The organism is Arcanobacterium pluranimalium (genome assembly GCF_016907845.1).
Classification (GTDB): Bacteria; Actinomycetota; Actinomycetes; order Actinomycetales; family Actinomycetaceae; genus Arcanobacterium_A; species Arcanobacterium_A pluranimalium.
This window is the reverse complement of sequence record NZ_JAFBCS010000001.1, coordinates 1682778-1695850: the sequence shown is the minus strand read 5'-3', so window position 1 is coordinate 1695850 and position 13073 is coordinate 1682778. Positions and strand designations below refer to the sequence as shown.

The window sequence follows — 13073 nt, the reverse complement described above, 5'->3', positions numbered from 1 at the left end:
GGCGTCGTGCCATAAAGACGTCGGAATTCACGCCACTAAAACCGGACGTTGCGGTGCCAAAACAGAGCCGAGCATGAGAGAATAAAGGAAAGAGAATGGAGCTTCATCATTAACACGAATCCTAGCGAAAACACTGGTCGTTCCCTAGAACTAGACACTCATAAAGGCACTGCTTTGCAAGCTGATCCGGCGTATGACGGTTCGTGGGCAGGAGACGATTTTGAGCGTGGTGTAAGGAGTTCTCTTAAGCGAGTAGTCGATGTTGCCTCAGAGCGTGAAGAACTCGTTGATATCGAATATCGGCAGCTTCGTCTGGAAAAGGTTGTGTTAGCTGGACTGTGGTTAGATGGAACTCTCGAAGCAGCGGAGGATTCGCTGCGAGAACTTGCAGCTTTAGCTGAAACTGCTGGCTCGCAAGTTATGGATGGTCTCATCCAGCACCGGCAGCTGCCAGACCCTGCAACGTTCCTTGGTTCAGGTAAAGCAAAAGAGCTGGGAGAAATCGTGGCCAATACTGGCGCCGATACTGTAATCGTCGATTCTGAGCTGGCTCCCTCTCAACGACGCGCCCTCGAAGACATCGTGAAAGTTAAGGTCATTGATCGTACCGCTTTGATTCTTGATATCTTCGCTCAACATGCCAAATCCCGCGAAGGAAAGGCGCAAGTCGAATTAGCTCAGCTCGAATACTTGTTGCCGCGCTTGCGTGGTTGGGGTGAGTCGATGTCCCGTCAGGCAGGTGGACGAGTTGCAGGCGGTGCAGGTATCGGTTCGAGAGGTCCAGGAGAAACCAAAATCGAACTTGATCGTCGCCGAATTCGCACCCGCATGGCGAAACTGCGCAAAGATATTGCAAATATGCGTCCGGGGCGAGAAACACGCCGAAGCACCCGGCGTCGTAATAAAGTTCCAGCAGTTGTGGTTGTGGGATACACCAATGCGGGAAAATCTTCGCTGATGAACGTTTTGACCGATGCAAGGGTGCTCGTCGAAAATGCGCTGTTTGCGACTTTGGATCCCACTGTTCGACGCACCCAAACGAGCGACGGCCGCGAATATACGTTGACTGATACGGTCGGCTTCGTGCGTTCGTTGCCAACCCAGCTCGTTGAAGCATTCCGCTCCACCTTGGAAGAGGTCGCGCAAGCCGACCTCATTCTTCACGTCGTTGATGCTTCGCATGCGGATCCGCGTGGTCAAGTCCAGGCGGTTCATGACGTCTTGCGCGACGTCGAGGGGGCGCTTGATTTGCCGGAGTTGATCGTTTTGTCTAAATGCGATCTAGCCGACGACGTCGCTATCGCCGCGTTGCGTTCACAGTTCCCGCAGTCGGTGGCAATTAGCTCGGTGACGGGTGAAGGAATTGAAGCGCTCAAAACTCGAATCGAGGAGATGCTGCCACGGCCAGCAATTCACATTGACGCAGTCATTCCATATACCCGCGGAGATTTGGTATCCCAGATTCACGCCGATGGTGAGATTCTCGATGAAGAATTCACCGCCGAGGGAACTCGGATTGTGGCTCGAATTACCAATGAAATTGCTGCTCACATGCAAGAGGCTGGCATCGAGTTGAAGCGAGCGTCGAACTAGTGACCCCAGTGAAGAGTTTTTCTCCTATAGACGACGGTAATGAAGTTGACGCTGAAACGGTACTGCACGCCGTCGTCAAGAAAATTGGTGGGCATCCACGCGCCGGACAGATCAATATGGTTGAAGAAGTTTCGCATGCGCTGGAGCAAAGTGAGCATCTTATGGTGCAGGCAGGAACGGGCACTGGGAAGTCATTCGGTTACCTCATCCCGGCATTCATGCAGGCAGTTAATGCGCAAGAGAAGACGATTATCTCCACCGCGACTCTTGCACTGCAACGTCAGATTATCCGCCATGATGCGCCGCTTATCTCTGATGTTGTACATGAACTCACAGGTGTGCGCCCTAAGGTGGCGCTCCTGAAAGGGTGGAACAACTATGTGTGTTTGAGAAAAGCTGCTGGCGGATACCCGGAGGAGGGCGCATTACTTTCGCGTGCGGAGGGAGAGTATGGTGCTAGTGCTACCGGTGAAGAAGTTGTGCGCGCTCGAGAATGGGCGATGGTCACGGAATCCGGCGATCGCGATGACTTAGTGCCAGGTGTGAGTGACCGGGCATGGGCACAGGTGTCGTTGCCCAAGCGGGAGTGCATTGGGGAATCTTGTCCGGTGCGTGGCTCATGTTTTGCAAATATTGCCCGCAACGAAGCCGAAGATGCAGACATCGTGGTGACGAATCATGCGATGCTCGGAGTGCAGGCGAGCCAAACGCCTGTATTGCCACCTGCAGATGCCTATATTATCGACGAGGCTCACGACCTGGTAGAGCGGGTAACCTCACAGCTTACAAGTACTCTGTCGAGATTTGATATGAGTTCTTTGGCACGACTGATGCGGCAAAATGGCCTTGACGACGCCGACCTTGACGCCAGTGCAGAAGAATTTGATGAAGCGCTATCGGACATACCACAAGGGCGGATTCTTGAACTGCCGCAGGATTTTTCAGATGCCGTTGCTCGCTTGCTTGGAAAAATCCAGGTTGCTGGCGAGAATGTTTCGGAGCTGAGCTCCAAAAATGAGGAACAAGCTACTGCAAAGCAGATATTGAGGGCGCGTTTGCAGGAGCTTTCGGATATTGCGCAAAGTATTCTTGGTGATGCCATCTCGGTTGGAACGCTTGTGGCCTGGAAGTCTGAATTTGGTGAAGGGCGAAGTGCTTTTCATTTAGCGCCGCTCGACGTGTCGCGTTCGATTGCTAGCTCTCTATTTGATGAAAATCCAGTGGTGCTGACGTCTGCTACATTGAAATTGGGTACCTCTTTTGATGCGATGGCCAATCGGGTTGGGTTTTCTTTAGGTGGAAGCGAATCGTGGCGCGGAGTCGACGTCGGAAGCCCATTTTCGCCGCAAACACAGGGTGTATTGTACGTCGCTTCGCATTTGCCTATCCCAGGAAAACAAGGTTACGGCGAGGAACATCTCGCAGAAATCTTGGAGCTGATTGAGGCTTCACATGGGGGAGCGCTGGGGCTATTTACGTCGCGTGCGGCGGCTGAACGCGCAGCTCAATATGTTCGTGAGCGCACTGATCTTCCAATTCTTTGCCAAGGCGACGATCAGCTATCAACATTGGTGGAAATATTTGCAGCTGACGACTCAGCTTCGTTATTCGGCACGATGTCGCTTTGGCAGGGCGTTGATATTCCGGGGCATACGAGTCGCCTTGTGATCATTGATCGAATTCCATTTCCGCGCCCTGATGATCCACTCGCGCAGGCGCGATCTGAAGCCATTTCGAGCAGTGGCAGAAATGGTTTTATGGCAGTTGCTGCTACGCAGGCCGCTTTGCTCCTGGCGCAAGGCGCAGGCAGATTGTTGCGCAGAATAGATGATCGCGGTGTGGTGGCTGTGTTAGATCCGCGATTAAAAACTGCGCGCTACGCTGGATTCTTACTTGAATCTATGCCGCAGATGTGGCGTACTTTGGATAGGGAAGTCGTGCGTGGCGTCTTACAGCGCAATGCCTACGAGTCTAGCGACGATAACTGATCAACGAAGTTTTCGGAATTTGCACAATTGTGGCATGCTCGCCAGCTGGTGTTGTACTCACAAAGCGCGCAGAACGCTGACGACTTTTCCAACGATTTGAGCATCATCACCTGGAATTGGGGCATAATCGGCATTCCGTGGCAAGAGCCATATGTGGCCGTCACGCTTTTGGAATACTTTCACCGTGGCTTCGCCGTCTATGACAGCTGCGACGATTTCGCCGTTTTCGGCAACTGGCTGACGACGCACCACAACCCAATCGCCGTCGCAAATTGCTGCATCGATCATCGAATCTCCGCTGACGAGGAGCATGAAGAGATCTCCTGTGCCGGTGAGCTGCCGGGGGAGCGGAAATACTTCTTCAACATGTTGCTCAGCCAAAATTGGCGCGCCCGCCGCGATCCTGCCAACAAGTGGGACCTGAACGGCGGAATCGACGTCGTAGCTCGAGTCGGTATCTGAGCTGGGCTTGAGGACGGTTACCTTAGCTGCATCGTCGTTGGCGAGATTGGGATCCGCCGGTTCGTCGCTACCTTCATCAAGGCTGCGAATTTGCCGAATGTAGGAGTCGCCGAGCTCGGTGATCTCGATTGTTCTGGAACGACGCGGGTCGCGTGCGATGAGGCCTTGTTTTTCGATGAGGTCGAGTTGATATTTTACTGACGACGTCGATGCCAGACCCACCGCGTCGCACAGCTCACGCACCGTGGGCGGGTAGCCGTGAGAGTTGATCCCGTCCCAGATATTTTCAAAAATGTCACGTTGACGCTCGGTTAGATAGACATGTGAGTTGCTCATTATCTCTCCTCTTCGTAACTAGCCCTATTGATTAGTAGTTCTATTTACTACTAGCTCTCGGATTAGCATCGCGACATTCGTATTGGACGCCCGCAAGCGGCGGGTAGTAGTTCGTTTTAGCTGGTGACACAACCGGCAACGATTTTTGGCAGGAGGTGTTTGTTAGCTTCTAGATACAAGGGTAATTGAAAGAGAACTATATATCAAACATTTGTTCGGAAAATTCGAACGCGTGTTCTGGACATCTTGATATGAATGTATTATTGTTTAGAACAGATGTTCGACGAACGTTTGTTCGAGGAGGAAAATATGTCTACAGTGAAAGCATTTTCGATGGTTGGCGATCAAGCGCACGCATCTCAAGGAAAGCGTCTTGTACGTGCTGTTTCCGCGGATCGTGGTGCTGGGTCTACAGGTGCGGTGCGCGAAATGCGCAGCAGTTCACTGGGCATAAACCCTCGTGCAAAATCCCGACCAAAACTTTCAGTTGTGCCGACTTCTGATATTGAGGGTAATCCTGATGTGCAGTCCACAAAGTCTCGGACAGCGGCGGCACGGGGTGTGGGATATGCCCAAAATCCTGCGGTAAGCAGTTCGATTGTTCGCCCTGATCGTCCGCGTTCTTCAGGTGGCGTTCACGTATATGCTGTTCCGACTCCTTACTCAGCTGCAGAATTGGGCGAAGAGTCGGAAACTTGGGTAGAAGTGCAGCCGAAGAAAAAGCAGGCGTTTCCACAGCGGAGAAATGGACAAGCCCGAGCTCGCAAGATGGCTTCTCATCGTTTGTCAGTGGCAATAGGGCAACACGAGGGTGCGGCGCAACAAAGTGCGCAGTTCAGAAGTACGCGGATTGCACGAACAGGTGCGTATGCGGCTGCTTCAAGCGCGTCAGAGCGGTTAATCAGCGGCTCTGCCGTTTATGGTGAGAATCTTTTGAAGATCTTCGCATTCTTCGTACTATTTTTCGGTGTATTCACTGCAACGATCCTTGGAATAGGAGTGGCAAACGGAAGTCTATTTGCTCAAACTGGGGAAAATGTGACTTCCTATGCGGCTGGCTATTCAGCTGATTATGCGCCGGGAAGCCTATCTGCGGGAATCGGAAATTCACTGAACTAGGCTTATTGAGTTTCATCTAACTTGCCTTTACAGCTGAATGGCACTATTTTGGGCGTATGCATTGCCCATTTTGTCGCCACCCCGACTCTCGCGTTATTGATACTCGTACCAGCGATGATGGATTTACCATTCGCCGTAGGCGGGAGTGTCTCGAATGTAAACGCCGGTTTTCTACAACTGAGACTGCATCACTGACGGTCATTAAGCGTTCTGGTGCGAGCGAGCCGTTTAGTCGAGAAAAAATTATGTCGGGAGTTGGAAAGGCTTGCCAAGGGCGACCAGTTACTGAAGATCAACTTGCTGTGCTCGCACAGCAAGTTGAAGAGACGGTTCGCTTGAATGGCGTTTCACAGATAGAAGCGCACGATATCGGACTCGCAATTTTGGAACCATTGCGCGAACTTGATCAAATCGCCTACTTGCGATTTGCTTCGGTGTATTCGAGTTTTGACACACTTGAAGATTTCGAGCATGCCATCAGCGAATTGCGTCAAGAATCAGCCGCGCAATAGTTTCACTAGTTCCACTAAGTCAATTCGATAATTGAGCAGCTCGACTACTTGGTCTCGCCGTCTTTTTCGTCGCTTTCGATCTTTTCAGTCTTTTCGGCTGTTTGATCAGCTTCGGCTTTTTCGTCGCTTTCGTCCGCGGGTGAATCGACATCGTCTGCAGACTTAGCCGCAGTGAACTGAGCGATCCAAGTCTTGAAATTGTCGACTGTGATGCCATTGCTCTCTGCAAAAGAACGTATTTCTTCCGTCGTCGGCGTATGGTCATTCACCCATGTTTTAATTCGATCAAGCTGGGCACTATTGGCTTCACTCCAAGCCTTAAGCTGGTCTTGGGTGGCGCCACTTAAGGAATGAATCGACTGCAAATAGGTTTCAAAGCGTGCACTGGCTGCTGACGAAGCATCAGAGAGTTTCTGACGCCATTGCCCGGAGGAAAGTTCGAATTGCTGAAGTTGTTCTTTGACGCTCTTACGCATGACCTTACCAAGCTGTGAACGTGGCAAATCATCGAGAATCGCGATGGATTTTGGCATGGCGTAATGGGAAAGTTTCCCTTCGGTCCAACGCCGTACTGATTCTAAATCCACCTTCGCGCCAGGTTCGAGCACTAATGCAGCAACAACTGATTCGCCGAAAGAATCAGCAGGCATGCCAATAACAGCTACATCTACGACGCCGGGCATGTCGCGTACTGCTGACTCAACCTCGGAGGGGTAGACGTTAAAGCCACCATTGATGATTAATTCTTTCTTACGATCAGCCATGACGAGGAAGCCGTCGTCCCAACGAGCCAGATCTCCGGTACGAAGCCAGCCATTCCACAGCACATTGGCTGTTTCTTCAGGATTGTTGTGGTAGCCAACAAACACCTGTGGTCCACGTACGAGAATTTCGCCCACCTCACCAACTGGCATCTCAGAATCCGGGTCATCTGGATTGACGATGATGACTTCGGTGGACGGGAAAGGCAGCCCTAAGGTTGACGGGCGGCGCTGATTCGAATATGGCGATCCGGCAATCACTGGGCTGGCTTCGCTCATGCCATAGCCCTCAATCATGAATCCGCCGGTAGCTTCTTCCCAGCGAGTGGCAAGCTCAGGAGCTAGCGGCATGGCGCCACTAACCGAGAACCGAATCGACTTAAGATCTGCTTCCGGTCTGTTTTCAATCGCTTTGAGGATTTTGTCGAACATTGGTGGTACGCCACCAAAGAATGTGATCGGATGGCGAGAATGTGCAGCCAACAAGATATCCACATCAAAACTTGGCGTCATTACTTGGGTGGCAGCCATACTTACGCACACAGACAACGAAAGCTGGAGACCGAAAGCGTGGAAGAAAGGCAATACAGCAGCTACGGTTTCCGCGCCGCGCTCGAAATCCGTGATCCAATACTCTACTTGTCGAGCATTGGAAACGATATTGCGGTGAGTTAGCTGTACAGCTTTTGGACTGCCGGTGGTTCCGCCCGTTTGAATAAGGACGGCGACGTCGTCTAAGGCTGGACCATTGAGCGAGGCGAGGTTCATCGGCGCTGCATGAGCTACCTGGTTGTCCCAAGAGTGCACTCCTGGAGGTACTTTGCCTCGCAGTTTCGCCCTCTGCGTACGAGCTGCTTTGAGCGGGAGTTTGAGTAGAATTTGCGATTTGTGAGGAAGAGCCCGCGTAATATCTACTGCTAGATACGTAAAACCGTGCAGGGAAGAATCAGCGGTGATCTTTTCAACTGTCTGTTCCCAGGCGATGACGATTCGCGCGCCGTTGGATTTTAACTGCTCAAGAAGCTGAGCTGGGGGAGCCAAAGGATTGTGCTCAGAAACGGTAGCTCCCAGGTAGGTTGCTGCATAGAATGCGACGTAGTGCTGAGGGCAGTTTGGCAAAATAAGTGAGACGACGTCGCCTCGCCGAACCCCGCACATCGTGAGTACAGTTGCGGCGCGTTTTACTTGGTCGAGAATATCTGAATAGGTGTATTCACGGCCGAGAAAATCAACGGCTACGCGGTCAGGAAAATCTGCTACCGCTGCATCGAGCGCTTTCTCGAGAGTGTCTGTGACAGGTTCAATATTTCGTTGAACACCGTCACTGTAGTGCGAAAAAGCTTGTTCTTGAGCTGAGTTCACGATGGCATCTCCATCCTGGTATTACGGACATTGCCGTAATTGTAATCAAATATCATTAAATCGTCCACTGCATGAATGCCGTGAAGTACGCGATGTTTATTCTATTCGCTATGGAATAGGCTATCCTTTTCGCAAGACTCGGAGACGAACATGCATCGGCGATTGCTGAAGCTCTTCTAAGACTAGTTCAGGAATGTCGGTAGTTGAGTCAGTGACCATGTAACCATACTCACCTTCAGTAGCGAGGGACTGATAAGTGATATTTGCACCTGCGTTTGCGAACAGCTGATTTACCCGTGCCAATGCGCCCGGTGTATTGCGATGTACCCAAGCTACCCTGTAAAGAGCATCCTCAGCAGGCGAAGAAGCCAGATTAGGTAGATTCACAGACATGTCTGTTTCGCCTTTATGCAGGTAATTCACAAGTTTCGTCGATACGAACTGTCCGATCGATTCCTGCGCTTCAAGCGTCGATCCGCCAATATGCGGAGTGAGAATCACATTGGGGAACTCTGCCAAGCAGGACTCAAAATGGTCACCATTGGCATTTGGTTCTTCTGGGAAGACGTCGATACCAGCGCCTGCGATCGTGCCGTCGATAAGCTTTTCACGTAGAGCTTCAAGATCGACGATATGACCGCGGGAAAGATTGATGAATACGGAACCTCGCTTCATTTTGTCGAACATTGCGCGCGAGAAGAAATTCGTATTTGATGCGCGCCCGTCGATATGCAGGCTCACCACGTCCGACTGAGCTAAGAGGGCATCGAGCGTGGGAGTGCGCTGTGCATTTCCGAGCGCAAGTTTTTCAGCAATATCGTAAAAGACGACGTTCATTCCTATTGCTTCGGCAACCACAGAAAGCTGAGATCCAATTGACCCATAGCCAATAATTCCGAGTGTTTTACCGCGAACTTCGTGAGAGCCATCGGCAGATTTTTCCCATATTCCTCGATGAAGTGCGTCATTGCGCTGCGGAATCTGCCGAGTTAAGGCAATGAGTTCGCCGATAACCATCTCGACTACTGATCGAGTATTCGAATATGGAGCGTTGAATACGGCAATGCCATGTTCACTTGCTGCATGAAGATCTATTTGGTTGGTGCCGATGCAAAATGCTCCGATTGCAGTCAGCGATGGCGCAGACTCGATTACTCGTTGAGTAACGAAAGTTTTTGAACGCAGTCCGAGCACGTCAACGCAGTCTAGAGCAGCAATAAGTTCATCTTCGTCGAGCGCGCCGGAAATTCTACGAATTTCGTAACCGCGTTTATGAAAAATCTCGTCGGCAGAAGTGTGAGGGTTCTCAAGCAGCAGTATCTTAGTCACATCTCTACTGTGTGGCGAATCTACTTATTTTTCAAGCAAGTACCATGATGCGAAATGATTTTGAGCCAAACGTTCCGTCAAAAATTAAATGGAGAACGAACTAGTCAATAACAATCCAATTACGAACGCTGCGGTTGAATTGAGACCAGTGCGGCTGTTGCACGCGTCATGGCAACGTATAAATCGCCTGGTCCATCGGCCAAAATTTCGTCTGGCGCAACGAGAATAACGACGTCGTACTCAAGACCTTTCGCCATTCTCGCGTCCACAATCTGCACGCGACGCGCCAATCCAGTGCCTTCGGTATCGATTGTATTGGCTGGAATTTCCTCTGAGTTAAGTAAAATCTCGGCAATCGATTGGCGTTGGGAAAGTGAGGTGATCACAGCGATAGTTCCCAGGCCATTGCCATACTTATCGTCAAGTATTTTCGACTGCTCCATGACTGTGTCTACAAGGAAACCCGGCAGATCGTCGTCGGGAAGGGAAAACGACGTATAAGCATTGGGAAGATCGCGAGCAGCGCGAATCGTCCGTACTGGATAACCGGCTTCATCCATGGCGCGCGTGGCGTGGCCGAGAATAGTTGCCGGCGTTCGATAACTGATAGTGAGCATCGCGACGCGGTGATTCTCGGCGAGTTTCCCTAAAGCGGCAGGCCATCCGCCTTCTGGCGCACCTGATGGACGTTGATCAAGATCGCCAACAATAGTCATCGACCGGCTCGGGTTGCGCCGCGCCAGCATTCGCCACTGCATCGGCGATAACTCCTGAGCTTCATCGACGACGATATGGCCGTACGTCCACGAACGATCATGAGCTGCCCGATCTGCTAGCGTATCTGCCGAATCTGAGTGACTCCATCGCTCAGTCATGTGCCCGGCATTGACGATTCCTGAACCGAGATTGAGGGTGGACATCGTTTGTTCTACATACTGGGAGAGCATCTGATTTTGCGCTGCAACATCCGCTTGTTGCTTGCGTTGTTCGTCAGTTAAGAATTCGCCAAGATGCTCGGCAAATTCGTCCAATATTGCAATATCGGCTCTAGTGAATCCCGATCCTGGCGCACGGTGCAAAAGTGCGCGTTCGGAAGGCGTGAGCTCAGGTGCGATTTCTTCAAGCAGCTGTGGCCACTTCAATATATGCTCAAAAATCCACTGCGGGGAAGCTGGTAGCCAGTGCAAGTTGATTTCGCGGCGCACATCAGGATCCGAAGCCACATCAGCGATGAGCCAATCGCTGTCCGTCAAAGTGGTGTGCTGCGCCGCAGCTAGTTGCTCAGCAAGCACATTGACGAGGTATTTTGCGTAAGTCTCTCGGGCCTCGTTATGCGGTTTGCCACTGCGGTGAGCTTTTTGTTGAGCATTGTGCACGTCTTTTGGAGTGAGATGAAGCTTTTTGCCCGAGACGACGAACACTTTCGGTTGCGAAAGCGGCCGTTGTAAAATCTGGCGCACTGCCCGTTTGACGATCTCGGACCAGATGAGTCTTCCTTTTAGGTGGGCAGCTTCTTCACTTTCTTCAATCGTGGCATGAACAAAGGGGAGGAGATCATCGAGAGTTGTTGACACGACGTCGGATTCTCCCAGCGAGGGAAGAACTTGATCGATGTATCTCAAAAAAGAGTGAGAAGGTCCAACGATCAGCACGCCCGAATGGCTGAACTGCTCGCGGTGGGTGTACAGCAGATATGCGGCGCGATGCAGAGCCACCGCCGTCTTTCCCGTGCCGGGGCCACCTTGTACGACGAGCACGCCTTTTGCGGGGGATCGAATGATTTCGTCCTGCTCAGCTTGAATCGTCGCTACAATATCGCCCATTTTTCCATCGCGTGCCTTGCTCATTGCTGCGAAAAGGGCGCCTTCGCCGGTGAGGTTGAGCTCCGAGTCTTGCTGTGAATCGGCAATGAGGAGCTCATCTTCAACATTCGTCACTTCTCGTAAACGCAATTGAATATGACGACGGCGCACGACGTCGCCCGGTTCTGCTGCGGTTGCCTGGTAAAACGGTTCAGATTGAGGGGCGCGCCAATCGGTGAGCAAGATGTGTTGATTTTCGTCGCGCAAAGTGAGCCGGCCAATATGGGTCACTTTTTGAGATTTAGAATCGAGCCTGCCTAGAACTAGTCTGTTTTCAACATTGCGCAACCTGGTGAGGTTTTCTTCGTAATGAGCTGCGAAAGAGTCGCGTTCACTGCGTGCGCTGGGAGTGCCAGTTCCACCTTGAGAGCGAACTTTTTTTAATTGCTGCGTGTAATAATCGCGCTGCTCGTCGAGGGCGGCGTATGCGAGGTTAGCGAATCGCTGTTCTTGCGCAATCGCGCGTGCGAGTGCGTTATCTTCTGAACTCTTTGAGTTCGCAGAGTTCGATTCGGCTGCCATGAATACTCCTTGCACGAAAAATGTAGCCAAACAATTATCCACTATTTAGATATGCAGCGCCATCTGGAGGTGATCAATCCTACGCAACCAGACGATGATAGTGTGCGTTGAATATGGCAAAGTTGAATTAACTACTAGCTGTTGAGAGTGTTGCTCAAACACAATTGTTCACCAGTGCCATCCATCAACTAAGTGAGGAAGTAGATGTCGGAACTCATTGAGTACAAGCTAACTCGCCCCGATCTTCGCGTGCCTTATTTGGTTATGAACCTTATCGATCCACTCGTGGATGCAGGCGATATTTCGCAAGCTATTGATGCAACGATTTCGGATTTAGACGCAGTTAATATTGCAACTTTTGATTCAGATTTGCTCTATGACTATCGCGCACAGCGGCCAATCGTGAGCTACCTTGACGGAAAACTCAATGAGCTCGCTTTTCCGCAAATGCAGCTCAATTTGGTCACTGATATTGCGGGTAAGAATTTTCTTTATCTGTGTGGGCAAGAACCAGATTTTCGTTGGAATACGATCACTCAAGACATTATCGATATCGTAAAGAAATTTGGCGTTGAACAGGTTCTTACTTACGCCGCAATGCCGGCTACAGTTCCGCATACTCGGCCAGCTGACATGCTCATTCGCACCACTCAGCCTGCGCAAGATGGTCAATATGTGCAAGGACGAGCCGAACACTTCAGTGCGCTTGCCGATTTTTTCGAGTATTTTGCTGGTAAAGCGGATATTTGCGTGACGAATTTACGAGTGCGAGTACCTTTTTATATGGCTCGAGGTCCGCATCCTTTCGTGCAAGGTGCGCTCGCGGCGGTTAAGATGACTGCCACAATCGGCGGACCAAAGCTTCCACTTGGCGATCTTGAGCAGCTCGAAGACCGCCAGAAAGAAGAAATCGCCAGTTTCCAGGTTGAAGGTGCTGAGTTCGAAGAACTTTTGCAAAAGCTTGAATTTGAATATGATGCGACTTCCGTAGAAGCTGGCTTCGCAAAGACGGATGAAGCCCTGCCAGAAATCCCCAGTTCAGAGGAAATCGGGAAAGCTGCTGAAGAGTTTCTTGCGATGCAAGATGAGGATTTGCGAGGTAAAGTGCGGCCTACTCACGATCGTGAACGGGCGCCGTCTAAGTCAAAGTCTGGCGATCATTCCGATGCGGACAACGAAGGAAGCGGAAAATCCTGGTGGGCGTGGCGTCGTCGGGGTCGGCAGTAA

The 13073-nt window shown here is 51.2% G+C and carries 9 protein-coding genes; 5 read left to right on the top strand and 4 right to left on the bottom strand.

All coding sequences use genetic code 11. From position 1 onward, the window contains the following. The first annotated feature begins 108 nt into the window (after positions 1 to 108). Positions 109 to 1593: a GTPase HflX gene (hflX, locus tag JOD55_RS07335; protein WP_420827032.1), complete on the top strand. Its 1485-nt coding sequence runs from the start codon at positions 109 to 111 to the stop codon at positions 1591 to 1593. Between the two features lie 8 nt (positions 1594 to 1601). Beyond that, positions 1602 to 3581: an ATP-dependent DNA helicase gene (locus JOD55_RS07330; protein ID WP_338022225.1), complete on the top strand. Its 1980-nt coding sequence runs from the start codon at positions 1602 to 1604 to the stop codon at positions 3579 to 3581. Positions 3582 to 3638: 57 nt separating this feature from the next. On the opposite strand, the gene lexA is transcribed toward JOD55_RS07330, so the two are convergent. Continuing rightward, positions 3639 to 4379 (bottom strand): transcriptional repressor LexA, encoded by a 741-nt coding sequence (lexA, locus tag JOD55_RS07325; protein ID WP_204399374.1) that lies wholly within the window; start codon positions 4377 to 4379, stop codon positions 3639 to 3641. Positions 4380 to 4688: 309 nt separating this feature from the next. Between lexA and JOD55_RS07320 the strand changes: the two genes are divergently transcribed. Both JOD55_RS07320 and nrdR read left to right on the top strand, forming a co-directional pair. After that, positions 4689 to 5498, top strand: coding sequence for a hypothetical protein (locus JOD55_RS07320; protein WP_204399373.1), 810 nt, complete (start codon positions 4689 to 4691; stop codon positions 5496 to 5498). A 56-nt stretch (positions 5499 to 5554) separates the two neighbouring features. Further along, complete coding sequence (gene nrdR / locus JOD55_RS07315) at positions 5555 to 6010, top strand: transcriptional regulator NrdR (RefSeq protein ID WP_204399372.1); 456 nt, start codon at positions 5555 to 5557, stop codon at positions 6008 to 6010. A gap of 44 nt (positions 6011 to 6054) precedes the next feature. On the opposite strand, the gene JOD55_RS09355 is transcribed toward nrdR, so the two are convergent. The 3 genes from JOD55_RS09355 to JOD55_RS07300 all read right to left on the bottom strand — a co-directional run bounded on the left by JOD55_RS09355 (position 6055) and on the right by JOD55_RS07300 (position 11846). Continuing rightward, the gene (locus JOD55_RS09355) at positions 6055 to 8133 is read right to left on the bottom strand and encodes an AMP-binding protein (RefSeq protein ID WP_204399371.1); all 2079 of its coding nucleotides are present in this window, start codon (positions 8131 to 8133) and stop codon (positions 6055 to 6057) included. A 120-nt stretch (positions 8134 to 8253) separates the two neighbouring features. After that, positions 8254 to 9462 (bottom strand): phosphoglycerate dehydrogenase, encoded by a 1209-nt coding sequence (gene serA, locus JOD55_RS07305; RefSeq protein WP_204399370.1) that lies wholly within the window; start codon positions 9460 to 9462, stop codon positions 8254 to 8256. 119 nt (positions 9463 to 9581) lie between these two features. Continuing rightward, positions 9582 to 11846, bottom strand: coding sequence for a HelD family protein (locus JOD55_RS07300; RefSeq protein ID WP_204399369.1), 2265 nt, complete (start codon positions 11844 to 11846; stop codon positions 9582 to 9584). A gap of 204 nt (positions 11847 to 12050) precedes the next feature. On the opposite strand from JOD55_RS07300, the gene JOD55_RS07295 reads away from it, so the two are divergent. After that, complete coding sequence (locus JOD55_RS07295; protein WP_204399368.1) at positions 12051 to 13073, top strand: PAC2 family protein; 1023 nt, start codon at positions 12051 to 12053, stop codon at positions 13071 to 13073.

What these genes read in the sequence shown, in the direction of transcription:
- JOD55_RS07295 (WP_204399368.1), top strand. Translation starts at nt 12,051, where the DNA reads ATGTCGGAACTCATTGAGTACAAGCTAACTCGCCCCGATCTTCGCGTG.
- JOD55_RS07300 (WP_204399369.1), bottom strand. Translation starts at nt 11,846, where the DNA reads ATGGCAGCCGAATCGAACTCTGCGAACTCAAAGAGTTCAGAAGATAAC.
- lexA (WP_204399374.1), bottom strand. Translation starts at nt 4,379, where the DNA reads ATGAGCAACTCACATGTCTATCTAACCGAGCGTCAACGTGACATTTTT.
- JOD55_RS07320 (WP_204399373.1), top strand. Translation starts at nt 4,689, where the DNA reads ATGTCTACAGTGAAAGCATTTTCGATGGTTGGCGATCAAGCGCACGCA.
- nrdR (WP_204399372.1), top strand. Translation starts at nt 5,555, where the DNA reads ATGCATTGCCCATTTTGTCGCCACCCCGACTCTCGCGTTATTGATACT.